Origin of the sequence: Mycobacterium pinniadriaticum (assembly GCF_026242045.1) — a bacterium.
GTDB classification, from domain to species: Bacteria; Actinomycetota; Actinomycetes; order Mycobacteriales; family Mycobacteriaceae; genus Mycobacterium; species Mycobacterium pinniadriaticum.
On sequence record NZ_JAPJDO010000040.1, the window covers coordinates 24,016 to 50,881 of the forward strand.

Below are 26,866 nucleotides of genomic sequence, written 5' to 3' on the forward strand. Positions count from 1 at the left end.
GACGTTCAATGTCAAGTCTGTGGTGCCCTCGGTGAGATTCGAACTCACACTGCACGGGTTTTGAATCCGTTTCCTCTGCCAGTTGGGATACGAGGGCCGGCCGCGTTGCGGCGGTGTTCCACCATAGTGGATCCTCTCGCCGATCCTTCGGGCGGTGGGTCGCGGCGGCCCGAGGTGGCTGTTTGCCGCGTGCCACGCAACAATGGCCGCATGACCGGCTCTACCACCGACGCTCAAGACCGTTCCTCACACCGAGTGCTGATCGCCGAGGATGAGGCGTTGATCCGGCTGGATCTGGCCGAGATGCTGCGCGAGGAGGGCTACGAGGTGGTCGGCGAGGCCGGCGACGGTCAGGAGGCCGTGGAGCTGGCCGAGCAGCTGCGACCGGACCTGGTCATCATGGACGTCAAGATGCCTCGACGCGACGGCATCGACGCGGCGGCCGAGATCGCCAGCAAGCGCATCGCGCCGATCGTGGTGCTGACCGCGTTCAGCCAGCGTGACCTCGTGGAGAAGGCCCGCGACGCCGGGGCGATGGCCTACCTGGTGAAACCGTTCTCGATCAGTGATCTGGTCCCGGCGATCGAGGTCGCGGTCAGCAGATTCAGTGAGATCACCGAGCTCGAGCGTGAGGTGGCCAACCTGTCGGACCGGCTGGAAACGCGCAAGCTGGTCGAGCGGGCCAAGGGGCTGCTGCAAACCAACCAGGGGATGACAGAACCCGAGGCGTTCAAGTGGATTCAGCGTGCCGCCATGGACCGGCGGACCACCATGAAGCGGGTTGCCGAGGTCGTGTTGGAAACCCTCGACACGCCGAAGGATGATTCGCCCTCGAAGTGACGCGTTAACTCCGCGTTTCCTCTGACCGCGCCGTTTGTCGCGATACGGAATAAGCTCACGGCCAGGCGTTGGCCAAGATCACACGCTGCGGCTATGGGTTGACTATGTTCTACCGCAGTGTCGAGGGCGGGCCGGATGGTGGTCTGCGATGTCGGCGCCGTGAAACAACTGACCCGGAGGTGAAACGTGCGCGGACGCGCGACGCGGAACGCAATCGCTGCTAGTTCGGCGCTGCTGGCGGTGCTGGGGATGGCCGGCTGCAGCAAGCAGTCCCCGTCGAGTGACAACTCGGCTCAGAGCGATTTGAAGATCGTCGAGCAGGTGCAAATCGACCAGAACGGCGCGCCGATCAAGGCCGAGGGCGGCCTCACCCCGGCCGATCCGGCCGGCGACGGCAAGGCCAACTGCCCGCCGGTGTCGATCGCGATGGCCGGTGCTCTCACCGGCCCCGACGCCGCGCTCGGCATCAACATCAAGAACGGTGTTCAGCTGGCGGTCGACAAACACAACGCGGCCAATCCCGGGTGCCAGGTCCAGCTGAAGACCTTCGACACCGAGGGTGACCCGCAGAAGGCCACCCAGATCGCCCCGCAGATCGTCGACGACGCCTTCACCATTGGCCTGGTCGGTCCGGCGTTCTCCGGGGAGACCAAGGCCACCGGCGGGGTGTTCGACCAGGCCGGCCTGGTCGCGGCCACCGCATCGGCCACCAACGTCACGCTTTCCGAACAGGGCTGGAAGACGTTCTTCCGCGGCCTGGCCAACGATGGGGTGCAGGGTCCGTCGGTCGCCAACTACATGAAGAACACCCTGGGCAACAAGAAGGTCTGCGTCATCGACGACAGCACCGACTACGGTCTGGGCCTGGCGCAGGCGGTGCGGGAAACCCTCGGCCCGGTCGCCGACGCCGGCTGCAATATCTCGGTGAAGAAGGGCGACAAGGACTTCTCGGCCGCGGTGACGCAGGTCAAGGGGCAGTCACCGGACGCGGTCTTCTACAGCGGCTACTACGCCGAGGCGGCCCCGCTGATCCAACAGCTGCGCGACGGCGGTGTCACAGCGACGTTCGTCTCCGGCGACGGCACGAAGGACCCGGAGTTCGTCAAGCAGGCCGGGGCGTCGTCGAAGGACGCGCTGCTGTCCTGCCCGTGCGGTCCGGCCACCAAAGAGTTCGCCGACGAGTACACCCAGAAGTTCGGCGAAGAGCCCGGAACGTACAGCACCGAGGGCTACGACCTGGGCACCATCATGATGAAGGGCATCGACTCGGGCGCCATCACGCGTCCGGCGCTGCTGGACTTCTTCAAGACCTATCAGGGCCAAGGAGTGGCGCGTAAGTACGAGTGGACTCCCACAGGTGAACTGACCACGACGCTGATCTGGATGTACAAGGTTCAGTAGTCACCCACCGAGGCGCGTCCGGGACCATATCGGCTCGGACGCGCCTCGCTCACTATCGGCGCTAAGGAGTCGGCCGCCTCGATGGTTCACGATTGTCTGGCCCAGACCGCTTGCCTGGCGGCCAACATCGGGTTCGACCTCGACGGCCTCCGTAGCGGCTTCTGGCAGCTGACTATCGACGGACTGTCCTGGGGTGCCATCTACGCCCTGGTGGCCGTCGGGTACACGCTGGTGTTCGGTGTCCTTCGGTTGATCAACTTCGCGCACTCCGAGATCTTCATGCTCGGCATGTTCGGTGCCTACTTCTGCCTGGACAAGATCCTGGGTTTCACGCCGAGCGGAAACGCCTACGAAAAGGGCGTCCTGCTGACGGTCGGGTATCTCGGAATTGCGATGCTCTTCGCGATGCTGGTGTCCGGTTCCGCCGCAGTCGGATTGGAAGCGGTGGCCTACCGCCCGCTGCGCCGCCGCAACGCCCGGCCGCTGACCTTTCTCATCACCGCCATCGGAATGTCCTTCGTACTGCAGGAATTCGTGCATTTCATCCTGCCGAAGATCATCACCGACTACGGCGGCAGCAACGCTCAGCAGCCGATCATCCTGGTGCGCCCCAAGACCGAGTTCAGCGTCTTCGGCGCGTCGGTCTCCAATATCACGCTGGTGATCATCGCCGCGGCTCTGCTGCTATCGGTGCTGACCGATATCGCCATCAACCGCACCAAGTTCGGCCGCGGAATCCGGGCGGTGGCCCAGGATCCGACTACCGCGACCCTGATGGGGGTATCCCGGGAACGAATCATCATGACGACGTTCCTCATCGGCGGCGTACTGGCCGGCGCGGCCGCGCTGCTCTACACCCTGAAGGTGCCGCAGGGCATCATCTATTCGGGCGGATTCCTGCTGGGCATCAAGGCCTTCTCGGCGGCGGTGCTCGGCGGCATCGGCAACCTACGCGGGGCGCTGCTCGGCGGTCTGTTGCTGGGCATCATGGAGAACTACGGCCAGGCGCTGTTCGGTACGCAGTGGCGGGACGTCGTGGCCTTCGTGTTGCTGGTTCTCGTGCTGCTGATCAGGCCCACCGGGATACTCGGGGAGAGCCTCGGAAAGGCGCGCGCATGAGCGACGCTTGCGGAGCGAATCAACTGCGGGCATGCGGGACCCGAGCCGGCGAGGGGGCCGCATGAGCGACGCTTGCGGAGCGAATCAACTGCGGGCATGCGAGGGGACCGCATGAGTCATCAGACGCCAGCGGGAAAGTGGACCGGCAGGGTGCTGGCCCCGGGCGACGGGCTGCGCGCCTGGTGGTCTGGGCGCAGCCGGGTGCAGAAGTGGGGATTCGGGGTGCTGGCCTTCGGGGTGTTGGCCCTGTGGCCGCTGTTTCCGCCGCCCTTCTTCGACACCCCGGGAATCAGCTTCGGCGGCACCATGGCCCAGTTCGCGATGGTCGCGATCATCGCGATCGGACTGAACGTCGTGGTCGGCCAGGCCGGCCTACTCGACCTGGGCTACGTCGGCTTCTACGCCGTCGGGGCCTACACCGTCGCCCTGCTGACCAGCCCGGACAGTCCGTGGAACAGGCTCAGCGAGACCGGTGCGTTCAGCGAGAAGTGGGCGTGGCTGACCTGCGTGCCGATAGCGATGGCTGCCACCGCGATGGCCGGGTTGATCCTCGGCATCCCCACGTTGCGGCTGCGCGGCGACTATCTGGCCATCGTCACCCTCGGATTCGGTGAGATCATCCGGCTGCTCGCCGATAACCTCAACGACATCACCAACGGCTCGCGCGGACTGAACCAGGTGGCCTACCCGCACATCGGACAGACCGAGAAGCTGCCCGACGGGGTGTTCTCCAGCGGCAACTCCACCGGCGACGCCAACTACGGAACCTGGTGGTTCTGGCTCGGCCTGGTGCTGATTGTGGCGATCCTGTTGCTGGTCGGCAACCTGGAGCGCAGCCGGGTGGGCCGGGCGTGGGTGGCCATCCGCGAGGACGAGGACGCCGCGGAAGTCATGGGAGTCAACACCTTCCGGTTCAAACTCTGGGCCTTCGTGATCGGTGCTGCGATCGGCGGGCTGTCCGGCGCGCTGTACGCCGGGCAGGTGCAGTACGTGGCACCGCCGACCTTCAACATCATCAACTCGATGCTGTTCCTGTGCGCGGTCGTGCTCGGCGGGCAGGGCAACAAGCTGGGTGTCATCTTCGGGGCGTTCATCATCGTCTACCTGCCCAACCGGCTGCTCGGCGTGCATCTACTGGGCATCAACCTCGGCGACCTGAAGTACCTGTTCTTCGGCCTGGCGCTGGTGGTGCTGATGATCTTCCGGCCGCAGGGCCTGTTCCCGGTGCGCCAGCAACTGCTGACGTACGGCAAGTCGGCCCGAAAACTCTTGCAGCGTGCCGACGACACCAAGGCTGCGGCATGAGCGAACCGGCCATCGACGAGGAACTCGCCGCACTGCACCGTGATGTGCACGCCGCCGAGGGGGAGACCCTTCTGGAGACCAGGGATCTGACGGTGAAGTTCGGCGGCCTGACCGCGCTGGACGCGGTCAGTTTCTCGATCAGGCGCGGCGAGATCCTCGGGCTGATCGGGCCCAACGGGGCCGGCAAGACCACCTGCTTCAACGCCATCACCGGGGTGTACCGGCCGAGCTCGGGCTCCGTCCTGTTCGACGGGGAGCCGCTGGGCCGGATCAAACGCCATCAGATCACCCGCCTCGGCATCGCCCGCACCTTCCAGAACATCCGGCTGTGGGGCGAGATGACAGCCCTGGAGAATGTGGTGGTCGGTACCGACGCGCGGCACAAGACGTCGGTCCCCGGTGCCCTGGTGCGTACGCCGCGGCATCGGCACGAGGAGCGGGCCGCGATCGAAAAGGCCGCTGCGCTACTGCAGTTCGTCGGCATCGCACATCGTGGCGAGGAGAAGGCGAAGAACCTGCCCTACGGAGACCAGCGCCGACTGGAGATCGCCCGAGCGCTGGCCACCGAACCGAAGCTGCTCTGCCTGGATGAACCCGCCGCCGGCTTCAACCCCAGCGAGAAGGCGGCGCTGATCGACTTGATCCGTGCCATCCGAGACGACGGGTACACGGTGTTGCTCATCGAGCACGACATGCGCCTGGTCATGGGCGTCACCGACCGGATCGTGGTGCTGGAGTTCGGGCGCAAGATCGCTGAGGGGTTGCCCGCCGAGATCCGCGAAGACCCGGCCGTCGTCGCCGCCTATCTGGGAGTGCCCGATGACCAACTCTGAACCGACCGCGCCACTTCTCGAGATCCGTGATGTGGTGGTGCACTACGGCAGGATCGAAGCGCTGCACGGTGTTTCGCTTGAGGTGCGCCAGGGCGAGCTGGTGACGCTGCTGGGCTCCAACGGTGCGGGCAAGACCACGATGATGCGGGCGATCTCGGGGCTGCGACCGCTGTCGTCGGGATCGGTGTGGTTCGAGGGTCGTGACATCAGCCGGGTCAAGGCCCATCGGCGCGCCATCGACGGGTTGATTCAGGCACCCGAAGGTCGTGGTGTGTTTCCCGGAATGACGGTCATCGAGAACCTCGAAATGGGCTGCTACGGGCGGAAGTTCGATACCCGGGCCGATCGTGTGGCGCGGCTGGACTGGGTGTTCGAGACGTTCCCGCGGCTGGCCGAACGGCGGAGCCAGGTCGGCGGCACACTGTCCGGCGGGGAACAGCAGATGCTGGCCATCGGGCGGGCTTTGATGGCGCGTCCGCGGGTGCTGCTGCTCGACGAGCCCTCGATGGGGCTCGCGCCGATGATCATTTCGCAGATCTTCAAGATCATCTCCGAGATCAACGCGCAAGGCACCACCGTGCTGCTGGTGGAGCAGAATGCCCAGCAGGCGCTGAGCCGGTCCGACCGTGCCTACATCCTGGAGACCGGAACGGTCACCCGCAGCGGCCCGGCCCGAGAGTTGCTGGCCGACGACAGTATTCGTGCCGCCTATCTCGGCGTGGCCTAGGGCGTGGTCGCCAGATCGTTCTGGCGGGCGACCGGCGCGTGATCGGGGTCGGTTGGTTCCTTCCCGACGTTCTCCAGGCTCACCCCGGTGGTCTCGATGCGGAAGAGCACCGTCACGACGGCGCCCACGATGAATGCGATCACCAACAGGTACAGCAGGGCTGAGGTGCCGATCTCCTTGAGCAGGATGGGGAACAGGAACGCGGTCAGCACCGCGCCCACTTTCGCGAACGACGCGGCGAAACCGGCTCCCCGGCCCCGCACTTCGGTGGGGAAGACCTCTCCGGCGAGCAGGTAGGTCATCGAGTTGGGGCCGAGGTTGGTCATGAAGTAGAACAGCATGAACCCCGCGAACAACAGCACCATGACGTGATCGCCGCCGGGCCGGATCGACAGTGCCGCAAGCAGAAGGCCCACGGCGCACCCGATGAAGCCGATCGTCTGCAGCTTGATCCGTCCGACCCGGTCGACGAGCACGATGGCGAACAGGATGCCGAACACGAACAGGACGTCCATCAAGGCTGAGCCCTTGATGCCGAGGATGTCGTTGTGAATGGTGTCGGCGAGGCCTTCACCGGAGGATTTCTTGCCGATCACCGCGGCGAGGATGGTCGGCGTGAAGATGCCGATGCCGTAGGTCCCGAGGTCCTGGAGGAACCACGGCACCGACGCGAGAATGGTCGCCCGGCGGTTCTTCTTGTTGAACAGCGCGGCATAGCTGCTGGCCGAGGTGGCCGCCTTGTGCATGAGGTGGCCGAGCGAGACATCGGTCGGATAGGCCGGTGACCGCCTGAGCAGCCGCAGGGTGGCCTGTTCGGCCTCCTTGGTCCGGCCCTTGTGCATGAGCCAGTGCGGACTTTCGATGATGTAGAGCCGGCCGACGATGACGAGTATGGCGGGCACGATGGCCGAGGCGTACATCCAGCGCCACGCCGTGATGTCGGGGTTCTCGAAGAGGATGAAGAACCCGACGATCGTCCCCGTCAGCGCTCCGATCGCCTGGAATGCGAAGGCGCTGAGCACCAGCCGGCCTCGCATGGAGGTGGGGATGCTTTCCGAGATGACCATGTGCGCGGTCGGATAGTCGCAACCCAGCGCGACGCCCGCGCCGAAGAGGCAGATCACCAACGTGATGAAGTTCGGGGAAAAGGTCAGGGCGATCAGGAAGCCGGTGAAGATGATCATCTCGATGATGAACATGCGTTTGCGGCCGAAGTGATCGGCCATCCCGCCCAGGGCGGAGGCTCCGACCAGGATGCCGGCCAGCGATGCCGCGGTGACCAGGCCCTTGTCCGCGGCGACGAGACCGAACTCGATCGAAATCAACGGCAGAGCAACGCCGGTCATGAACACGACCATGCCCTCGAAGAACTTCCCGGCGCAGGCCAGGCCCCAGATGCGCCACTGCATGCCGGTCATCGGGGTGGACTTGATGTAGGTGCCGTCGGACCACGTCGGCCGTTCGTCGATGTAGTCCTGAACGCTGCGCTGTCTGCCCACGCGATCCTCGGTATCCGGCGATGACATGAGTCCGATCGTTACATCGTTCGACCGCGCAAGACGTTGTCAGAGCCCGAGTTGGTCGACGGGGCCGCAATAATTCGGTCGCGGTTTCGCTGCTGTATGCCCGATGGACATATTGGCGAATCGGGTGTTCGGGCTAGTCGACGCGGAAGCGTTTGATGCGGGACGTCGCTCCCGACATCAGGGTGACCGCGCTGCGAGACACGCCCAGATGGCCGGCGAGCAGCCGGGCCGCGGCCTCGGTCGCCCTGCCCTCCACCGCGGGTTCCCGCACATAGATCGTCAGCGCTCCGTCGGCGGCCGTCTCGACCAGGGGGCCTTTGCGGCTACCCGGTTTGACGGTGACGACGACGATCACGTCGCCATATCGAGGGCGGCGAGATGACTGAACAACATCGACGCGCCGATCGGGTTTCCGCCGCCCGGATACGTCGTTCCGCTGACCGCGGCCATGGTGTTGCCCGCCGCGTACAGGCCAGGGATCGGCTGACCGGATTCGTCCAGCACCCGGGCCCGGGCATCGGTGCGCAGGCCACCTTTGGTCCCGAGATCGGACAGGCCGAACGCCGCGGCGTGGAACGGGGGGGTGTCGATGGGCACCAGGGGCGATTCGCCCCCGGAGAACGCCCGGTCGTACGGCTCGTCGCCGCGGCCGAAATCGGTGTCGGAACCGGCGGCGACCATCGCGTTGTAGCGGGCGACCGTCTGTTCCAGATTCTCGACCGGCACCCCGATGACGTCGGCCAGTCCGGCGAGAGTGGCTGCGCTGCGCCACAACCCGGCGGCGCGGTAACTCTCGGTGTCCACCATCGAGACGTTGGTCGCTTTGACCGGCGGAACCTCGCCGTCGCGATCGTCGTAGATCATCCAGAACGGGACATCGAGGCGCCCGGCCCGCATCTCGGCGATGATCTCCCGGCCGATCCGGTCGTAGGCCGCGGACTCGTTGACGAATCGCCGTCCGGCCTGATTGACGAAGATGCCGCCGGTGAACCACAACGCGAATGCCGAGCGGCCGTCGGGATGGGTCAGGCCCGGCGACCACCACGCCTGATCCATCAGGTCGGTGGCCGCACCCACACGCAGCGCCGCCTCGAGGGCTGCCCCGGTGCTGCCGGGGCCGCCCATGCTGTCCTCGGGGACGCCGGGCACACCGTATGCACGGCGAAGCTCGGCGTTGTGTTCGAAACCGCCCGCCGCCAGGAGCACCCCGCGCCTGGCCCCGATCCGCACCCGCTGGCCGTCGCGCTCGACGACCGCACCGACCACCCTCGGCCCGTCGGTGATGAGATCGGTCAGCGGTGCGTTGCGGTACAGCGCGGCATCCGGGTAGCCGGCCAGCGCGGCGAGGAACCTGCCGATGAGGGCGCGGCCGCCGAAGAGCTTGTCCGGGGCGGGTGTGCCGAGCCGGTCGTGGTCGAGCGGGCCGCGCACGAACCCGGCATACGGGCCCAGCTTCTCGCCGCGGATCGGTGCGGCCACGATGTGCCGCAGGCCGTCGCCGCGCGCGTCGGGGGCCTTGCCGTAGTAGTCCGGCCAGGGCAGCACGGAGAAGGTGAAATTCTCGTCGGCCTCCAGGTATTCGATCAGGCCCGGACCGCGGCGGATGTAGGTCTCCTGCAGGTCGGCCGGTGTGCGGTCGCCGATGACGGAGTGGAAGTAGTTGAGGGCTTTCTCGATCGTGTCGTCGCTGCCCGCCCGCTGCAGCACGGGATTGCACGGGAACCACATGCCGCCGCCGCCCGAGTAGGCGGTCGTCCCGCCGAACTTGTCCGTCGCCTCCACCAGCGCCACCGACAGACCCTCGCGGGCAGCGGTGTACGCGCCGGTGATACCGCCACCGGAGCCGGCGACCACGACGTCGACGGTTTCGTCGAATGACATGTCCTGGGCGGTCATCGGCCTCCTTTGGTCGGTGGCAACCACTGTCGTCGGTGGCCGGGGGCGAAGCAACAACCACTCCCGGTGAGCGAGTGTTCTGGTGGTTCTGCCGACCCTATGCCCGCGTCGGTGTCACGCTGTTGGGAACGGGTCAGGTGAGCTACGGAGGTCGCGAGCATGACGACGATGCATGCCGATGTCGAGGTGCGCCACATCGAGGAAGGAGCGCCGCCCACCCGGTTCGCGCGGGGCTGGCACTGCCTGGGCCTGACGCGGGATCTCGGCGATGGAAAGCCACACGCCGTCAATGCCTTCGGAACAAAGTTGGTGGTGTTCCGCGGTGAAGACGGTTCACTCAATGTGCTCGACGGCTACTGCCGGCACATGGGCGCCGACCTGTCGGAGGGTCAGGTCAAGGGAAGTGAGATCGCGTGTCCCTTCCACGACTGGAGGTGGGGCGGCGACGGCCGCTGCAAGCGGGTTCCCTACAGCCGACGGGCACCCAAGCTGGCCCGTACCGCGACCTGGCGCACCCTCGAACAGGACGAGATGCTTTTCGTCTGGAACGACCCGGAGGGCAACCCACCCCCGGACGGGGTGATCATCCCCCGCATCGAAGGCGCCACCAGCGACGAGTGGACCGATTGGCATTGGTACACCACGGTGGTCAACATCAACTGCCGCGAGATCATCGACAACGTTGTGGACATGGCGCATTTCTTCTATGTCCACTCGGCGATGCCGACTCACTTCAAGAACATCTTCGAAGGGCACATCGCCACCCAGTACATGAACAGCGGCGTCCGCCAGGACCAACCGACGCCCGAGGGGCCAGTGATGCTCGGCACGACATCCGTCGCCTCGTACTTTGGCCCCTCGTTCATGATCGATGACCTGCTCTACCACTACGAGCACGAGGATCAGCAGACGGTTCTGCTCAACTGTCACTACCCGATCGACGCGAATTCCTTTGTCCTGCAGTACGGCATCATCGTCAAGAAATCACCGAACCTGCCACAAGAGGCGGCGATGCAGGCCGCCATCGCACTCGGCGACTTCGTCAAGATGGGGTTCGAGCAGGATGTGGCGATCTGGCGGACGAAGACCAGGATCGACAATCCGCTGCTGTGTGAGGAGGACGGGCCGGTCTACCAGCTTCGGCGGTGGTATGAGCAGTTCTACGTCGATGTCGCCGATGTGACACCCGATATGGTCGACCGGTTCGAATACGAGGTCGACGTGTCTCGACCTCGCGAAGTGTGGCAGCGGGAAGTCCAGGACAACATCGCCGCGCAGGCTTCGGCGGGGGCCACCGAATGACGGTACGGCCCGACAACCGGCTGCTCGACGCCCCGATGGTGCCGGTCGGTTGTCGCCAATGCGGGGCGCGGGTCGAAGTCCGCAAGAGCAGCTGGGCGCAGACCAGCGTGCAGTGGAACGCCCAAGCGACGGCTGCCTGTGTACAGCGGCGGACTGCCGAGACACTGGCCGGTCACGGCCACGAACCGTTCCTGGTCTGTTCGCAGCTGCGCGAGTCGATCGAAGACGCCGTCCGGCACGGTCGGGTGCCCATTGTGGACGAAGGCGCGGACTAATCCCGGACGAGCAGCGTGCGCACATCGCGCCAGGCCTGCTCACGCGCCCGCACCGCGGGCCACGGGTGCTCGGGCGCCAGCCGATAGTCCACCGAAATCACCGTGGCGCGAATGCCATTAGCCATCGACCGGCACAACCCGTCGTGGCTGTCCAAATCGCAGAACACGAATCCGCCGCCGTGGAAGAACACCGCGACTGCAGATGCGGACTCCGGACGATAGATGCGCACCGGGATGTCCCCGGCCGGTCCGAGCACCGTCGTCTCGGTGACACTGTGCACCGGTTCGGGGTCGGTCGCCGACCGTAGGCGGGCCCGGATCGCCTCCCGCGCCTGGGCGCCGGTCATCGTGTGGACCGGGGGAAAGCCGGCGTTGAGTGTGTCGATGATCGCGGCGATGCCGGGATCGAGAGTCACGGTGCCCTATTGCCCGCGGGCGGCGGAGCGCCCGGCCCGGCGACCGTAGAAGCTGCCGTCGCCGAGCGAGATTCCACTGGCGTAGCCCCACGCCGCGAGACCCGCCGTGCACCGCCCGGCCGCATACAGGCCCGGAATCGGTTCGCCAGTGACGTGCAGCACCTCGGCCGAGAGGCTCGTACGTAGCCCGCCGAGGGAGAATCCGCCGGTGCTGTGTCGCAGATCGATCGCGCCCACCGGGCTGCCGATCGGGCGCAGCCACCGAGGTTTCTTGTGCAGCAACGGGTCCTCGCCGCGGGCCGCACCGTCGTTGTAACGCGCCACGGTGTCCTGCAGGCTCCCGGGCGCAAGGCCCATCTCAGCCTCGAGTTCGGCCACCGTCTCACACACCCACTTCGGCTTCCGCAGAATCAGCTTCGGCGTTTGCGATGCCAGTGCCTCTTCCTGGGCCTGCTCGTCGATGATCAGGAAGGCCTTGTCGTCCTGGTAGTAGAGCGTGTGCTGGCCCACGCGGCCGGGGTAGGTGTCCTCGGCGACGTAGCGCTGCCCCCGTGCATTGACCAGAATGCCGCGGACCAGCTGCTGCGGGTCGACCAGGAAGGCGACTTCGGTGGCGTCCATATGGGCCAGGTCGGCGCCCAGCGCCTGAGCCATCCGAATACCTTGCCCGTCATGCTGTTCCACCGCCGAGATCGGCCGCCCGGCGATACGGGGCGTGAAGCGGGCCATCATCGAGTCGTTGTAGGCGAAGCTGCCGGTCGCCAGGACGACGCCGCGTCGAGCCCGGATCGCGATGTCCGTGCCGTACTGGCGGGCGGTGATGCCGATGACCCGACCGTCGGACTCGACGATCAGCGACCGCACCCGTACGTCGTAGAGCCCCCGGACGCCGAGGCCGGTCGCGGTCTCCACGAGGGGTTTCATCAGCATGTAGCCGGCACTGGCCTGACCCTGTTTCTTGTTCTGCATCTGGGGCACGTGCCCGCGTGGAGCCGGCTCGGCGATGGTGTCGAACGGATAGGCGTCCTCGCCGCCGCTGTACATCAGACCCTGGTCACCGAGCGGCTCCCAGCCCGGCTCGCCGAAGAACTCCGGTTTGAACGGCACCCCGCATTCCACCAGCCATTCGTAGTGGGCGACACTGCCGGAGCAATAGTCGGCGATGCGTTCCCCGTCGGCGCCCGGGCCCATCGCCGCGTTGAGGAAGGCGGCCATATTGTCCGGGGAATCCTCGAAGCCGCAGGCCTTTTGGAGTCCGGTGCCACCGCCCAGGTAGATGAACCCGCCCGCCAGAGCCGCCGCTCCGCCCCAGGCGCCGGCCCGCTCGAGGACCAGGACGTCGGCGCCGGCCGAAGCGGCCTCGACCGCCGCAGCCGCCCCGGCGATGCCGTAGCCGGCGACGACCACGTCGGCCTCCTGGTCCCAGGTGGCCACGGAGCTGGCCGCGACCGGCCGGATGTCGCTGCTCACCTCAGGGGCGCATCGCCGCGGGCAGGTCGCCGACCCATTTGTGTCCCCAATAGCTGTCGGCGGTGATTTCCTCCGCGGTGTAGTGGCTTTCGTCTATCCGCATGCCGCCGGTGCCGAACTCGATGTCCCAGTCGCCGGGCGCGCGCACATAGAACGACACCATCTTGTCGTTGGTGTGCCGGCCGAGCGTGGACGACAGCTGGAACCCCGCCGCCGCGATCCGGTCCAGTGCCTCACCGACCGTGTCGAGGCTGTCGACCTCGACCATCATGTGGATCAGTCCAGGGTCGCGCTGATGGGTGGCCGGCGCGATCGCCAGACTGTGATGGCGTTCGTTGATGCCGAGGAAGCGGATGCGGATCGGACCGAATTCCTTGGGCAACGGAACCCGGAACGCTCCGCGAGACACGAAACCCAGTACCCCGGTGTAGAAGTCGAAGAGGCCGGGGGCGTCCAGCGCCGGCAACACGACGTGCCCCAACCCCTGATCCCCGGTGACGAACCGGGCGCCGAACGGGGTGACCACCGGGCTGTGGTCGAGGACCGCGCCGTGGAACACCTCCAGGTGGGTGCCGGCCGGATCGTCGAACGCCACCACCTCCTCGACCCGCCGGTCGTCGGCCTCGGACTGGGACAGCTGCTTGTAGGGCACCCCGGCGCCGTCGAGCACCTCCTTGAACTGCTCGAGGGCGGCGTGGTCGCGGACTTCCCAACCCACCGTGACGATCCGGTCACCGTCACCGGGCACCACGATGATGCGGGCTGCACGTTCGTCCATGCGCAGGTACAGCGCCGAGGGATCCGGACCCTTGCCCTCGGCGAATCCCAGTACGCCGAAGGCGAATTGACGCCAGCGGTCGATATCGGCGGTTTGGATGGTGACGTAGCCGAGGCTCTTCAACAGGCTCATCGGTGTACTCCCGTCAGATCATCGCCCGCAGCGGGCCCTGCGGCTCGACACCGAACGAACTCAGCGCCGAGGCATGGTAGGTGGTCCCCGGCACGTGGATGGCGTGCGCCATACCGGTGTGGGCGTCACGCCAGTAACGCTGCAGCGGCTTGTCCATCCGCATGGCATTGCCACCGGAGCGGGAGAAGATCTCGTCGACCGCACTGACCGCCCGCCAGACCGCGCGGACCTGGGTGCGTCGCCCGGCCGCGCGGTCGGCGAAGGAGACTTCCTTGCCGGAATCCACGATTCCGTAGATCCGGTCCACGTTGGCCAGGATCTCCTGGCGGGCAGCGTTGATGTCGGCGGCGGCCTCGCCGATCGCGTACATCACATAGGGGTCATCCTTGATAGCGGTCCCGGCCGCGCTGACCCGCTCACGCTGGTAGTCCAGATGCGCGGCCAGCGCCCCCTCACAGATGCCGATGGTCGCCGAGGAGATGCCCAGCGGGAACATCGTCGACCACGGCATGAGGTACAGCGTGTCGGTCATGCCGGCCTCACGCTGGGCGGTGCCGTCCATGACCTTGAACGCGTCCATCGTCCGGTACTCGGGCACGAAGGCGTCCTTGACGATCACGTCCTTGGAGCCGGTGCCGCGCAACCCGACGACGTCCCACGAGTCTTCGACGATCTCGTAGTCTTTGCGCGGCAGGATCATGTGCAGCATCTGTGGCGGCATCTGCACGTTTCCGTCGGCGTCGCTCTTGATGGCGCCGAGGAAGATCCAGTCGCAATGATCGGTACCGGAGCTGAACTGCCACCGTCCGTTGAAGATGTAGCCCCCGTCGACCGGCCTTGCGATGCCCTGCGGGGCGTACGGGGAGGCGACCCAGGTGTCGACATCGTCGGCCCAGATCTCCTCGGCCACCCGCGGGTCGGCGTACGCCAGCTGGTAGGGGTGTACCCCGACCACACCGTTGATCCAGCCGGCGGCGGGGTCCAGCGCGGCCAGCGCCATCACGGTTTCGGCGAACTCCCGTGGATGTACCTCCAGGCCGCCGAACTTCGCGGGCTGAAGCAGCCGGATGTGTCCGGCTTCCTTCATCACCTTGACGGTCTGATCGGTGAGCTTGCCAATCTTCTCGGCCTCCACGGCCTGCTCGCGCAACTGGTCGGCCAGCTGCATCGTTTTGTCGAGCACCGAAGCGGTCATCATTAATCCTTGTCCAGATCTGGGCTGTTGGTTTCATCCTGACCCCGCAAGACGGTCAGTATCGGGCAATGTCTCGATGAGCGGGGCAACTTAGCCGGTGCCGCCCTACGCTGCTGGGCATGGGCGCAGGCGACGACGCACTCGACGTGGTGGTGGTCGGCGCCGGGTTCGCCGGGCTCTACGCGCTGCACAGGTTCCGCCAGCAGGGGCTGTCGGTACGGGTCTTCGAGGCGGCCCCCGAGGTGGGCGGCACCTGGTATTTCAACCGGTACCCCGGGGCGCGGTGTGACGTCGAGAGCGTCGACTACAGCTACTCGTTCTCCGATGAGTTGCAGCAGGAATGGACGTGGACCGAGAAGTACGCCGCCCAGTCGGAGATCCTCGCCTACGTCAACTGGGTCGCCGACAAGCTGGACCTGCGCCGTGACATCACCTTCGACACCCGGGTGACGTCGGCCGTGCTCGACGAGGCCACCGTGCGATGGTCGGTGACCACCGAGGAGGGGCAGACCGTCACCGCCCGGTTCGTCGTCATGGCCACCGGCGCGTTGTCCGCGGCCCTCACACCGGAGTTCGACGGTCTGGACACCTTCGGCGGCCAGATCTACCACACCGCGCACTGGCCACCCGAAGACGTGGACTTCACCGGCAGGCGGGTAGCCGTCATCGGCACGGGTTCCTCAGGGATCCAATCGATTCCGATCATCGCCGAGCAGGCCGAGCACCTGTACGTCTTCCAGCGCACCCCCAACTACAGCATCCCGGCGGGCAACAGCCCCCTGACGCCCGAGCAGGTCGCCGAGGTCAAGGCCACCTACGCCGAACGGCGGCGGGCCTCGATGCGCAGCGGCGGCGGCTCGCCGTATGTCGGGACGACCAAACGGACCATGGAGGTGTCACCGGAGGAGCGGCGGGCGGCCTTCGAGAAACGTTGGCGCCTCGGCGGTGTGCTGTACTCCAAGACGTTTCCCGACCAGATGACCAACTCCGAAGCCAACGACGAGGCACGCAGATTCTGGGTGGAGAAGATTCGTGCGGTCATCGATGACCCGCGGGTCGCCGAGTTGCTGATCCCCGACGACCATCCGATCGGGGCAAAACGAATCTGCACCGACTCCAACTACTTCCAGACCTTCAATCGGCCCAACGTGACGCTGATCAGCGTGCGCCGGACACCGATCGAGTCGATCGACGAGACCGGCATCAACATCCCCGACGTCCACATCGACCTCGACGCGATCGTGTTCGCCACCGGATTCGACGCGCTCACCGGTGCGTTGGGCAAGATCGACATCGTCGGACGCGGGGGAGAGCGCCTGCGCGACGACTGGGCGCAAGGCCCACGCAGCTATCTCGGACTGGGGGTCGACGGCTTCCCGAATCTGTTCGTCATCACCGGCCCGGGCGCCCCGGCGGTGCTGGCCAACATGGTCCTGCATGCCGAGGCGCACGTGGACTGGATCGCCGACGCGATCGGCTATCTCGACGGACACGGCTACCTCGGCATCGAGGCGACACCCGAGGCCGTCGAGAAGTGGCTCGCCGAACTCGATCGGCGCGCCGCAACCACCCTGTTCCCGCGGGCCAATTCCTGGTACATGGGCGCGAACGTGCCCGGCAAACCCCGGGGCTTCATGCTGTTCATCGGCGGATTCGGCGTCTACAACGACATCTGCGCCGACGTCGCCGCCACCGGCTACCCGGGCTTCGAGCTGATCAAGACACCCTGAGACAAGGGCTAATCGCGCTGCAGGAACGCCATCACCGTGCTCTCGAAGGCCTCCTTGGCCTCGATCATCACCCAGTGCCCGCAGTTGGGGAACACGTGCAGTTCGGCGTTTTCGATGGTGCGCATCGGGATCAGCGCCATGTCCAGCGGGCTGACCCGGTCGTCACGGCCCCACGTCAGCAGGGTGGGCGCTTTCACCTTGTGCATGATGGCCCAGGGCAGCGGGAAATCGGCGTTGCGCATCATCTTGGTCATGGCCGCGAACGCGGCCTTGCCGTACATCCGTCGCGCGCTGGCCAGCGTCTCGGGGTCGGTGGCCAACTCCCAGCGCTCCTCGATGAGCTGCTCGGTCACCAGCGCCGGGTCGTAGACCATCGAATTGAGCCAGTCGACGAGCCGCTGCCGAGTCGGGTCCTCGGTGAATTCCTGCAGCAGCCGGATGCCCTCGCTGGGGCCTGAACTGAAGATGTTGGTGCCGATACCGCCGATGGTCACCAGTTTGCCGATCCGGTCGGAAAAGTTGATCGCGAAGTTGATACCGACGCCGCCGCCCATCGAGTTGCCGATCACGTCGACTCGGTCCAGTTCCAAAGCGTCGACGAAGGCCGGCACCGCGATTTGGGCGTCCAGCATCGGATGGCCGCCGAAATCGTCGCTCACCCCGAAGCCGGGAAACTCCAGCACCAGGCATCGGTAGTGCTGGGCGAAGAATCCGAGGTTGCCGCGGAAATTGCGCCAACCGGTGACACCCGGTCCAGACCCGTGCAGCAATAGCAGTACCGGGCCGTCGCCGGCCTCGTGGTAACGCAGAACACCCTTCTCGGTGGCGATCTCGCGCAGCGTGCCTTCGTATGTCGTATCCACGGGTGCTATCCGAACACTTGTCGGCGCCCGGCTCAACTACCGGGTCCCGCCGACCGGGCCCGTTTGACCGCTGGCCACAACCGTCACATCGGCCTCATTTGCCACATCTGGCTGGTAATCTGCACCCGGGTCCCCAGCTGCGGGGTGACCGCGAAGGGGTACCGATGTCGCAAAGCGCTGAGCCGGGGGCGGCGCAGCCCACGGCGGCACCCGACAAGCCGACGATGCTGGACCGTTTTCGCCGTGATCGGCTGCTGGCCAGGGTGAGCATCCAATCGAAACTGATCCTGATGCTGGTGTTGTGCACCATCCTGGCCGCGACGGTGGTGGGGGGCATCGCCTTCCAGGTCGGCCGAACAGCGCTGCGTACCGCAGTGTTCAATCGGCTCATCGAAATCCGTGAGGCACAGTCACGCGCACTCGAGGGCCAATTCGGGGATTTGAAGAACTCACTGGCCATCTATGCCCGCGGAACCACCACGTCGGATGCGCTCGCGGCCTTCACGAGCGGGTTCGATCAGCTCGGCGACGCCCCGGTGAGCCCGTCTCAATGGCAGGGCGTCCTGGATTACTACAACACCTTCATCAAGCAGACCGCCCAGCACAGTGGCACCGAGTTGGATGCCGCCGCGCTGTTGCCCACCTCGAATGCTCAGCGCTACCTGCAGGCCAACTACACCGTGCGGTCGCCGAACACGGGTGGGGCCGTCGCCGTGGACGATGCCCACGACGGAAGCCCGTGGTCGGCGGCCAATGCGCGGTACCAGGAATTCTTCCGGGAAATCGTCACGCGGTTCGAATTCCAGGACGCGCTGCTCATCGACGGCCGCGGCAACGTGGTGTACAGCGCCGACAAGGGTGTGGACCTGGGCACCAACATCGTTACCGGGCCCTACGCCGGATCCAAGCTGCATGTCGCCTACTTGAAGGCGATGTCGGCCAACACCGTCGACTACGTCGGACTGACCGACTTCGAGTTCTACCAACCGGCCCAGATGCAACCCACCGCATGGATGGTCGCCCCGATCGCCCCCGCCGGGAAAACCGAGGGCGTGCTGGCGCTGCAGTTCCCGATCGCCAAGATCAACCGGTTGATGACGCTCGACCGGAAGTGGTCCGACGCCGGGCTCGGTACGACCGGGGAGACGTTCCTGGTCGGCTCCGACGGGCTCATGCGGTCGGATTCCCGGCTGTTCCTCACCGATCCCGAGCAATACAAGTCCGACGTCGTCGCGGCTGGGACTCCCGCCGAAGTCGCGGAGCTGGCCATCCGGCTGGGGGGCACCACCCTGGTACAGCCAGACCCGTCAGCAGCCGCCTCGAACGCGCGGCGCGGCGAGACCGGAACACTGATCTCCGAGGACTATCTCGGGAATCTGGCCCTGCAGTCCTACGCCCCGCTCCCGGACCACGATTCGGGGCTGCAGTGGTCGATCATCGCCAAGATCGACACCGCGGAGGCGTTCGCGCGGGAATCGTCGTTCACCCGCACGATGGTGCTGAGCACCGTCGGCATGATCTTTATCGTTTGCGTGCTCGCGGTCTACCTCGCCCAGGTGTTCGTGCGGCCGATCCGGCGGCTGGAGGCAGGCGCACAACGCATCGCCGCCGGCGACTACCTGGTTGCCATACCCGTGGAGACCCGAGACGAGCTCGGCGACCTCACGCAGGCGTTCAACGAGATGAGCCGCAGCCTGACCGTCAAGGACGATCTGCTCAAGCAGCAGCGGCGCGAAAACGACGATCTGCTCAAATCACTGATGCCCGAACCGGTGATCGAACGTTTCCGGCGAGGCGAGGAGACGATCGCCACCGAACATCACGATGTCACCGTGATCTTCGCCGATCTCATCGGCCTGGACCGCCTGCAGTCGCAGATGACCCCGTCCGAATACCTGGCTTTGGGCAACGAGTTGATCCGCCAGATCGAGGCCGCCGCAGCAGATCTGGGTATCGAGAGCGTCCACACCGTGCGCAACGGATACCTCGCGAGTTGTGGGCTGACCGTGCCGAGGCTGGACAACGTGCGCCGCACGGTGGACTTCGCCCTCGAATGCCAGCGGGTCGTGGAACGGTTCAGCAGTGAGGCGGGAGTCGAGTTGAGCCTGCGCGCCGGTATCGACACCGGCGATGTGGGCAGCGGTCTGATGGGCAGTCCCTCGGTGGTCTACGACATGTGGGGCGACGCGGTGAACCTGGCTCATCAGGTCAAGGATGGCTCGCCGCGGCCGGGTATCTACGTCACGTCCCGGGTGTACGAATCCCTGCGCGACACCGTGGCGTTCACCGAGGCGGGCACCGTCACCGTCGACGGCACCGCGCAACCCATTTGGCAGGTGTCGGAGGGTGCGCAATGAGCGACGTCTTCGCCTCCGCGTGGTTCTACTGGGCGGTCGGCATCGCCATCGGGCTACCGCTCGGAATGGTCCTGCTCACCGAGTGGCAGCACGCGTTGCGCCGCAGGAACAGTGTCCTGGCCAAGCCGGTCACCCTGCTGCGCAATTACCTGCTGCCGCTGGTCGCCCTGCTGTTGTTGATGGTCGAAGCCAGTCAGGTGCCGGCCGGATCCACCTCGGTGCGGATGATCGGCACGTTGGTGGCCTTCGTCGTGCTGGTGCTGCTGCTGTCGGGGGTCAATGCCGCGCTGTTCCAGGGCGCCCCGGAGGGCAGCTGGCGCAAGCGGATTCCCGGAATCTTCCTCGACGTCGCTCGCTTTCTGCTGATCGCCGTCGGCCTCGCGATGATCTTCGCCTACATCTGGGGCGCCAACGTGAAGGGTCTGTTCACGGCGCTGGGCATCACCTCGATCGTCGTCGGCCTGACCCTGCAGAACTCGGTCGGCCAGATCATCTCCGGACTGCTGATGCTCTTCGAGCAGCCGTTCAAGATCGGGGACTGGCTGGACACTCCGGCCGCCAGGGGCCGGGTCATCGAGGTCAACTGGCGCGCCGTTCACCTCGAGACCGGCACCGGTCTGCAGATCACGCCCAATTCGGTGCTGGCCGGTGCGTCGTTCGCCAACTTGAGTCGCCCCGCGGGCAAGCACACCATCACGGTGACGAGCGTGTTCTCGGTGGACGACGCCCCCGACGAGGTCTGCGCCATGCTGGTGCGCGTCGCCGCCGAACTGCCGCAATGTCACCCGGATCGCACTCCGACAGCGGTTCCATTGGGCGCCAAGGAGTTTCAGACGACAATTCCGTTGCGCACGCCGGCCGATGATGGGAAGGCCAAGGCGACGTTCCTGCGCTGGATCTGGTATTCGGCCCGCCGGGCCGGCCTGAGTCTCGACGAAGCCGACGACCAGTTCACCACGCCGGACCGCGTCGCCGCGGCGATCCGCTCGGTGGTGGCATCGCCGTTGCGCCTGGATCGCGACGAGCAGCAGCGACTGGTCGAGCATGCCACCATGGAGCGTTATGGCGACGGGGAACTCATCCAGCGTTCCGGTGAGGTGCCCACCGGCATCAAGTTCATCCTGTCCGGTGAAGTCACCATGACCGCGGCAGCAGAGGACGGCACGGAGGTGGTGATCGGCAGCCACGAGCGGGGGTCCTTTCTGGGCCAGAGCACCCTGACCCGTCAACCGGTGATCGGCTGGTCGTATGCCGTCGGCGAGGTCACCATGGTCTGCATCGAGCGCGAGCAGGTCGAGGCGATCGTCTCCGACAACCCGTTGCTGCTACAGGAATTCGGGCGGACGATCGAACAACGGCGGGCCAATGTGCTGCGCGCCGTGGCGGCGAGCGGGAGCAATGACCACTCCGGAACATGATCTGGTGGTCGTCGGGGCCGGCATCGTCGGTCTGGCGGTAGCCAGGGAGTGGACCCTGCGCCGGCCCGACGATTCGGTGGCCGTCGTCGAACGTGAGGCCGGCCCGGCCCGCCACCAGACCGGCCACAACTCCGGGGTGATCCACGGCGGCATCTACTATCAGCCAGGATCGCTCAAGGCCCGGTTGTGCGTCGAGGGCGCCAAGTTGATGTACGAGTACTGTCAGCACAACGCGATCCGCCATGAACGGTGCGGCAAGTTGATCGTCGCGGTGTCCGCGGACGAACTGGGCCGGCTGGACGACCTGGAAGCACGCGGCATTGCCAACGCCGTGCCGGGGCTACGCCGGATCGGCGCCGAGGAGATCGCCGAAATCGAACCCAATGCTGTTGGCCTGCAGGCGCTTCATGCACCAAACACCGGTATCGTCGACTATCCCGCGGTCGCCCGGGCGCTGGTCGACGAACTGACGGGCGCGGGGGTCACGGTGCGGTTCGGGACCACGGTCAGCGCGATCGACGGCGCGGAGCGCCCCGTGCTGCACACCGACGGCGGGCCGTTGCGCGCCCGGACCGTCATCGCGTGCGCGGGCCTGTGGGCCGACCGGCTCGCGCGCCGCGCCGGAGCGCCACGCGAGCCCCAGATCGTGCCCTTTCGTGGCGCCTACCTCGGGCTCAAGCCCACGCCGCAGCCCCGGCTCACCGGGATGATCTACCCGGTGCCCAACCCCGAACTGCCCTTCCTGGGGGTGCACATCACCAAGCACATCACCGGTGAGATGACTCTCGGGCCGACTGCCATGATGGTCGGCGCCCGCGACGCATACACGTTGCGACGGTTCAGCATTCGGGACTCCTGGGAGACGTTGACCTGGCCGGGCACCTGGCGGGTGGCAGGACGGTACTGGCGGGTGGGTCTCGACGAGATCCGGATGGCGACCAGCCGGCGGGCCTTCGTCACCGCCGCCGCACGGTACATGCCGGGCCTGACGGTGGCAGACCTGGACGGCAGTGCGCACGCCGGGGTGCGGGCTCAGGCGGTCGGCCGGGACGGCGCACTGGTCGACGACTTCGTCATCTCCCGCGACGGGCACATCTCACACGTGCGCAACGCCCCGTCGCCCGCGGCGACCTCGGCGTTCGCGCTGGCCCGCGAGCTCGTCGACCGCGTGACCGGCTGAGGCGGGTCAGTACTGCCGGTATCTGCGCTGGACGTGCGCCTGCCGAACCGCGATCTGGCCGGCGCGCTCATCGGCCGAGACGTGGCGGGTGGTCTCCGGGAGGAGGTGGCGGACCTCGCCGAGTCGCGCTGTCCTGACAGTCAACTCGGGCAGCTGATCCGGGTCTTGCGAATACGTCCACCGGAAGCTCAGGAATCCCTTCGGCAGCCCCGTGGTGTCCAGCCAGTTCGGTACCCCGGGATCGCTGGCGGCGATGACGTAGCGCACGACGCCGTCGTCATCGGGTTCGGCCTGAAATCCGTTGAGGCTGGATTGATGATTGGCGTAGTCGAGCGATTCACCCCACAGGTTGCTCAGATGAAATCCGCTGTAGGCCGGAGCGACGGGAACCGTCGCCTCGATCACCAGCGCCTCGTCGGGTCCCAGGTCGAAAACCCCGCCGGAGTAGACGTTCGTGTTCTGCCCACCTCCGGTGGCCAGGTTCGCGCGCGCGGGGGCGTTCAAACCGTTGCGGGGCATGAAGGTCACCCCGTCGCCGTTCCGGTCGCCGTGCGCCTCCAGGATGACGTCATAGAACTCGTTCCAGAACCTCATCTGGCCCTCGACGATCTCGCCGGCCCGGCGCATCCGCGCCGCCGCGCCCGCGGCGTCGATCGGGTCCGGGTGGCGCCCTTGCCGGCCAACCTGCACGATCTGCAGATCGGGGCAGGCCTCGTTGGCCCAGTCGTGAAACAGCAGGCGCACGATGAGGTATCGGGCTGTCCCGGTCCCGTTGTCGGTGTCCCGTCGGCTGGGGAGGAAGTTGCCGGTGTAGCCGGCGGGCGCCTGCGGAGCGACCAGGATCTCGAAGTGACCATCGTCGTCGACCCGCAGCTCGTCGCTGTCCAGCGACCCGGTGATCATCCGGTGTTCCGGGCTGAGCTCGGCCAGACTTCCCGAGTCGCCGGCGTAGGCCGTGTGTGCCTCGAAGATGATGTACTGCGGCGCTTTTGGCAGCACCGTGCCCTCGATCCGGTACGTGTGCTCGCCGTCGATGGCCGCGGACAGGTACAAAGCGTCGGCGTTGTCGATGGTGGCCTTGTCGACGGGCTGGATGGCACGGCGGAAGTACGGGAAGGCCGGGTCTTCGAAGAAGGCGCGCTCGATCGCTGCGAAGGTGAACCCGAGCAGATAGCGGTATCCCTCGGCCAGGCCCCGCTCGCTGGGCGGGGGAGCGTGCAGTTCCGGAGAGTCGACGCCGTCGCGTGCCCGGTTCAGGGCGGCGGTCAGGTCGTCCCAGGCCGCCCGCATCTCGGCGGCCCCGTGATCAGTTGACACCTGTGTGTTCTCCTTCTTCCGCTTCGTCATCCCAGCCGAATCGCTCGAAAAGGTCCGCGAGCCGGAGATGGATCTCCTGCGGATCGAGTCCGAACTCGTCGAGGCTGTAGCGGTGCGTCGTTTCATGGCCCTGGCCGCGGGACGCGTCGATGGCGGCGGCCACTTCCGGTGCCATCTCGAGATTCAGCTCGTCGTAGACCCGGCGCATGGTCGCCGCCGGCTGCCCGACGAGTTCGCGATAGTCGACCACACAGGATCGGATCTCGGGGTGCCGCGCCAACACCTCGAGCGGATGGTGGTAGGAGTCGAAGGACTGATCCGCCAGGATCCTCAGCGATTCGGTGATGAGGCGGTCGTCGCGGCCCTGCAGCGCCCAGCTGGTCTGCAGCATCTTGAGCAGGCTCGGGATGGTTTCGTAGGGATTGCGCACCGGCACGATGAATTTCGCGTCGGGAAACGTCTCGATCAACGCCTCCACGCGCCCGCAGAAGGTCGGGTTCTTGCTCAGGTGAGTACCTCCGCCATTGAGGGCCAGTTGGCGTCGCACGCACTCTTTGTAGAACCTCATCATGCGTCGCCGCTTGCGCTCGCTCCACCGGTCCACATGGTAGAAATCGAGTTGGCCGAGGTAGGGGAACAGCACGATCCAGAACCCGGACCCCAGCGACCAGGTGAGCAGGAAGTCGTCCTCCTCGGCGGCGAAGAAGCCGGTGCGATGCATGTCGTTGGTGTCGGCGAAGGTGCGCTCCTCGACCGCATCGATCCTGCTACGCAACCGCCTCCCGAACAGCCTCTCGTCGGCGAGAAACAACAGCCTCAGGAACCGCTTCTCGAGCAGGGACGGGAAGAACATCTCGTACATCAAGACCACGCTGAACCGCTTGTCCTGCGCCATCAGCCGATGCAGATACGTGGTTCCGCTGCGGGCATGCCCCACGGAGAAAACCGGCTCGCGGACTTCGGTGCGCCGCAGCGAGGGAAAGAGGAGCGGGTCGAGCGCAAAGCAGATGGCATGGACGGTGACCATCAGCGGAACGCCGACGAGGAACGCCGCGAGCAGTTTACGACGCCGGGCCCGGTCAGCCTCGGCGCGCACCAATCGCAGCATCGTGGCGTAGTTGCCGACGTCGAAATAGAACCGCGTGCCGACCATGGTCGAAGGCTAGAAGTAAAAGATTGACAAAGTCAAGGAAATCGACTATTCAGTCGTCGTCGAACGGGGTGGCGATGGAGTCGGCAACGAACCTGATCAGCAACCGATCGAACTGGTCCAGTTCGGCCGGGGTCCAGCCGGACAGCGCCCGCCGCAGATGGCTTCTGCGGGCGTCCTGCAGCCTTCCGGCGACGCGTCGCCCCGCCCGGGTGACCGCCACCCTAGAGACACGGGCGTCGGACGGGTCGGGTTCGCGGGTCACCAGTCCGGCGTCGACCAGTGCGGTCACCTGCCGGGTCGCCATCCCGACATCCATGTGCGCGCCGCGGGCGAGCGCACCCATCGAAAGCGGGCCGCCGTCGATGAGGCCCCGCAGCAGCGCGTAGGACGGTTGGGTCAGGGCTACGCCGGCGGCCGCAGCCTGCCGCGAGAACAGGGACCGACTGCTGGTCAGGCGCACGACCTGGGCCATCGATCGGCTGATCGAGTCGAGCGAGTCGTCGTTCGCCGAAGAAGTCACAGCGGGTCCGTTCCTACGAGGGTCAGTCTTGTTGATACCAGCCCCGTCGATGCGTGGTGCGACGGGTGTCGTTGAATGCCAGCCATGAGCGCACATCCGGCCCGTCTGGGCGCCACCCTCGCGGTGGGGTCGATGGTGTGTGTCCAGCTCGGCCTTGCGGTCGCAGTGGGTCTGATCGACCAGATCGGGGCCGAAGGTGCCGCCTGGCTGCGCCTGGCCTGGGCGGGACTGTTGTTCCTGGTAGTGGTGCGCCCGCGGCGGGCCGCGTTTACTCGCGCCACCTTCGGGATCTGTGTGGCGCTCGGCGTCGTGACCGCGATGACCACCATGCTGTTCATGGCCGCGCTGGCCCGCATACCGCTGGGGACAGCGAGTGCGCTGGAGTTCCTCGGCCCCTTGGCGGTCGCGGTGATCAGCGGTCGCGGACGGGGCCGCTGGGCATGGCCGGCGCTGGCGGCGGTCGGCGTAGTGGCGCTGACCCAGCCGTGGCACGGCAGCATCGACGCGGTCGGAGTGGGCTTCGCCCTGGCTGCGGCGGTCTGCTGGGCGGCCTACATCCTGCTGACCCAGCGCGTCGGGGACGGCGTCGACGGGTTGCAGGGGCTGGCGGTCTCCATGCCGGTGGCGGCGGTGGTCGCCACCGCGGCCGTTGGCGCGGCGGTGCTGCCCCGGATGACTCCGGACATCATCCTCATCGGCTTCGGCCTGGCGTTGTTGTTGCCGATAGCCCCCTTCACCCTGGAGCTGCTGGCGCTGCGTCGCCTCAACACCGCGGCGTTCGGAACGTTGATGAGCCTCGAGCCGGCGCTGGCGCTGCTGATCGGTTTCGCCGTTCTCCACCAGGTGCCCGACCCGTCCGGGATCGTCGGGGTCGGGCTGGTCGTCGTGGCCGGGTTCGGGGCGGCCCGCGGCGGTGCCCGGGACAGGGCGGCACCCGTTCAGCTCGGGTAATGGTGGACGAGCAGACGCAGACTCGCACGGATCGGGGCGATTTCGTGCGAGTCTGCGTCTCTCTCGAAAATTGGGTGACCCAAGCTGGGTGAGCGGTTGCTCGCTGGTGCTAGGCGGCGTTGGTGCGGGGTTCGAGAGTGACTTTGTACCCCAAGGTTTCCA

The 26,866-nt window shown here is 66.5% G+C and carries 24 protein-coding genes and 1 tRNA gene; 13 read left to right on the plus strand and 12 right to left on the minus strand.

Annotation, left to right across the window (positions count from 1 at the left end):
- Nucleotides 1–20: 20 nt before the first annotated feature.
- Nucleotides 21–97 (minus strand) — tRNA-Leu (locus ORI27_RS27620).
- Between the two features lie 113 nt (nt 98–210).
- Between ORI27_RS27620 and ORI27_RS27625 the strand changes: the two genes are divergently transcribed.
- The 6 genes from ORI27_RS27625 to ORI27_RS27650 all read left to right on the plus strand — a co-directional run bounded on the left by ORI27_RS27625 (nt 211) and on the right by ORI27_RS27650 (nt 6,225).
- Nucleotides 211–840, plus strand: coding sequence for an ANTAR domain-containing response regulator (locus tag ORI27_RS27625; protein ID WP_266000303.1), 630 nt, complete (start codon nt 211–213; stop codon nt 838–840).
- Between the two features lie 186 nt (nt 841–1,026).
- A complete protein-coding gene (locus ORI27_RS27630; protein ID WP_266000302.1) occupies nt 1,027–2,241 on the plus strand; it encodes a branched-chain amino acid ABC transporter substrate-binding protein in 1,215 nt (404 codons plus the stop codon).
- 81 nt (nt 2,242–2,322) lie between these two features.
- Entirely contained in the window at nt 2,323–3,360 is a 1,038-nt protein-coding gene (locus tag ORI27_RS27635) for a branched-chain amino acid ABC transporter permease (RefSeq protein WP_266000301.1), read from the plus strand.
- 111 nt (nt 3,361–3,471) lie between these two features.
- The gene (locus tag ORI27_RS27640; RefSeq protein ID WP_266000300.1) at nt 3,472–4,665 is read left to right on the plus strand and encodes a branched-chain amino acid ABC transporter permease; all 1,194 of its coding nucleotides are present in this window, start codon (nt 3,472–3,474) and stop codon (nt 4,663–4,665) included.
- On the plus strand, nt 4,662–5,498 hold the full coding sequence (locus tag ORI27_RS27645) for an ABC transporter ATP-binding protein (protein WP_266000299.1): 837 nt from the start codon (nt 4,662–4,664) through the stop codon (nt 5,496–5,498). The genes ORI27_RS27640 and ORI27_RS27645 overlap by 4 nt, the downstream gene beginning before the upstream one ends.
- Nucleotides 5,485–6,225, plus strand: coding sequence for an ABC transporter ATP-binding protein (locus ORI27_RS27650; protein ID WP_266000298.1), 741 nt, complete (start codon nt 5,485–5,487; stop codon nt 6,223–6,225). Before ORI27_RS27645 ends, ORI27_RS27650 begins: the two co-directional genes overlap by 14 nt.
- On the opposite strand, the gene ORI27_RS27655 is transcribed toward ORI27_RS27650, so the two are convergent.
- The 3 genes from ORI27_RS27655 to ORI27_RS27665 all read right to left on the minus strand — a co-directional run bounded on the left by ORI27_RS27655 (nt 6,222) and on the right by ORI27_RS27665 (nt 9,647).
- The gene (locus ORI27_RS27655) at nt 6,222–7,751 is read right to left on the minus strand and encodes an MFS transporter (protein ID WP_266000297.1); all 1,530 of its coding nucleotides are present in this window, start codon (nt 7,749–7,751) and stop codon (nt 6,222–6,224) included. The two genes, ORI27_RS27650 and ORI27_RS27655, sit on opposite strands and share 4 nt — an antisense overlap.
- 133 nt (nt 7,752–7,884) lie before the next feature.
- Nucleotides 7,885–8,106, minus strand: coding sequence for a DUF167 domain-containing protein (locus ORI27_RS27660; RefSeq protein WP_266000296.1), 222 nt, complete (start codon nt 8,104–8,106; stop codon nt 7,885–7,887).
- Complete coding sequence (locus ORI27_RS27665) at nt 8,103–9,647, minus strand: FAD-binding protein (RefSeq protein WP_407666450.1); 1,545 nt, start codon at nt 9,645–9,647, stop codon at nt 8,103–8,105. Before ORI27_RS27665 ends, ORI27_RS27660 begins: the two co-directional genes overlap by 4 nt.
- A gap of 168 nt (nt 9,648–9,815) precedes the next feature.
- Here ORI27_RS27665 and ORI27_RS27670 point away from each other — a divergent pair, with 168 nt between their 5' ends.
- The gene (locus tag ORI27_RS27670; protein WP_407666451.1) at nt 9,816–10,949 is read left to right on the plus strand and encodes a Rieske 2Fe-2S domain-containing protein; all 1,134 of its coding nucleotides are present in this window, start codon (nt 9,816–9,818) and stop codon (nt 10,947–10,949) included.
- Nucleotides 10,946–11,224, plus strand: coding sequence for a ferredoxin (locus tag ORI27_RS27675; protein ID WP_266000294.1), 279 nt, complete (start codon nt 10,946–10,948; stop codon nt 11,222–11,224). Before ORI27_RS27670 ends, ORI27_RS27675 begins: the two co-directional genes overlap by 4 nt.
- On the opposite strand, the gene ORI27_RS27680 is transcribed toward ORI27_RS27675, so the two are convergent.
- The 4 genes from ORI27_RS27680 to ORI27_RS27695 are packed head-to-tail and all read right to left on the minus strand — an operon-like array spanning nt 11,221 to nt 15,215.
- Nucleotides 11,221–11,640, minus strand: coding sequence for an alpha/beta hydrolase fold domain-containing protein (locus tag ORI27_RS27680; protein ID WP_266000293.1), 420 nt, complete (start codon nt 11,638–11,640; stop codon nt 11,221–11,223). The genes ORI27_RS27675 and ORI27_RS27680 overlap by 4 nt on opposite strands.
- Nucleotides 11,641–11,646: 6 nt before the next feature.
- Nucleotides 11,647–13,110 carry an FAD-dependent oxidoreductase gene (locus ORI27_RS27685; RefSeq protein WP_266000292.1) on the minus strand — a complete coding sequence of 488 codons (1,464 nt, stop codon included), beginning with the start codon at nt 13,108–13,110 and terminating at the stop codon, nt 11,647–11,649.
- A gap of 1 nt (nt 13,111) precedes the next feature.
- Nucleotides 13,112–14,020 carry a VOC family protein gene (locus ORI27_RS27690; RefSeq protein ID WP_266000291.1) on the minus strand — a complete coding sequence of 303 codons (909 nt, stop codon included), beginning with the start codon at nt 14,018–14,020 and terminating at the stop codon, nt 13,112–13,114.
- 13 nt (nt 14,021–14,033) lie between these two features.
- Nucleotides 14,034–15,215: an acyl-CoA dehydrogenase family protein gene (locus ORI27_RS27695; protein ID WP_266000290.1), complete on the minus strand. Its 1,182-nt coding sequence runs from the start codon at nt 15,213–15,215 to the stop codon at nt 14,034–14,036.
- 119 nt (nt 15,216–15,334) lie between these two features.
- Between ORI27_RS27695 and ORI27_RS27700 the strand changes: the two genes are divergently transcribed.
- A complete protein-coding gene (locus tag ORI27_RS27700) occupies nt 15,335–16,945 on the plus strand; it encodes a flavin-containing monooxygenase (RefSeq protein ID WP_266000289.1) in 1,611 nt (536 codons plus the stop codon).
- Nucleotides 16,946–16,953: 8 nt separating this feature from the next.
- On the opposite strand, the gene ORI27_RS27705 is transcribed toward ORI27_RS27700, so the two are convergent.
- Nucleotides 16,954–17,808 carry an alpha/beta fold hydrolase gene (locus tag ORI27_RS27705; RefSeq protein ID WP_407666449.1) on the minus strand — a complete coding sequence of 285 codons (855 nt, stop codon included), beginning with the start codon at nt 17,806–17,808 and terminating at the stop codon, nt 16,954–16,956.
- A gap of 164 nt (nt 17,809–17,972) precedes the next feature.
- Between ORI27_RS27705 and ORI27_RS27710 the strand changes: the two genes are divergently transcribed.
- Genes ORI27_RS27710 through lhgO form a run of 3 tightly spaced genes read left to right on the plus strand, consistent with a single transcriptional unit; the run spans nt 17,973 to nt 22,763 of the window.
- A complete protein-coding gene (locus tag ORI27_RS27710; RefSeq protein ID WP_266000288.1) occupies nt 17,973–20,165 on the plus strand; it encodes an adenylate/guanylate cyclase domain-containing protein in 2,193 nt (730 codons plus the stop codon).
- Entirely contained in the window at nt 20,162–21,583 is a 1,422-nt protein-coding gene (locus tag ORI27_RS27715) for a mechanosensitive ion channel domain-containing protein (protein WP_266000287.1), read from the plus strand. The genes ORI27_RS27710 and ORI27_RS27715 overlap by 4 nt, the downstream gene beginning before the upstream one ends.
- Nucleotides 21,564–22,763 (plus strand): L-2-hydroxyglutarate oxidase, encoded by a 1,200-nt coding sequence (gene lhgO / locus ORI27_RS27720; protein WP_266000286.1) that lies wholly within the window; start codon nt 21,564–21,566, stop codon nt 22,761–22,763. Before ORI27_RS27715 ends, lhgO begins: the two co-directional genes overlap by 20 nt.
- A 6-nt stretch (nt 22,764–22,769) precedes the next feature.
- On the opposite strand, the gene ORI27_RS27725 is transcribed toward lhgO, so the two are convergent.
- From ORI27_RS27725 to ORI27_RS27735, 3 genes are read right to left on the minus strand one after another with little or no spacing between them, the layout of a single operon-like run.
- The gene (locus tag ORI27_RS27725) at nt 22,770–24,080 is read right to left on the minus strand and encodes a DUF1214 domain-containing protein (RefSeq protein ID WP_266000285.1); all 1,311 of its coding nucleotides are present in this window, start codon (nt 24,078–24,080) and stop codon (nt 22,770–22,772) included.
- The gene (locus ORI27_RS27730) at nt 24,070–25,233 is read right to left on the minus strand and encodes a sulfotransferase family protein (RefSeq protein WP_266000284.1); all 1,164 of its coding nucleotides are present in this window, start codon (nt 25,231–25,233) and stop codon (nt 24,070–24,072) included. The genes ORI27_RS27725 and ORI27_RS27730 overlap by 11 nt, the downstream gene beginning before the upstream one ends.
- A 49-nt stretch (nt 25,234–25,282) precedes the next feature.
- A complete protein-coding gene (locus ORI27_RS27735) occupies nt 25,283–25,753 on the minus strand; it encodes a MarR family winged helix-turn-helix transcriptional regulator (RefSeq protein ID WP_266000283.1) in 471 nt (156 codons plus the stop codon).
- Nucleotides 25,754–25,837: 84 nt separating this feature from the next.
- Here ORI27_RS27735 and ORI27_RS27740 point away from each other — a divergent pair, with 84 nt between their 5' ends.
- Entirely contained in the window at nt 25,838–26,704 is an 867-nt protein-coding gene (locus tag ORI27_RS27740) for an EamA family transporter (protein ID WP_266000282.1), read from the plus strand.
- Nucleotides 26,705–26,866: the final 162 nt, after the last annotated feature.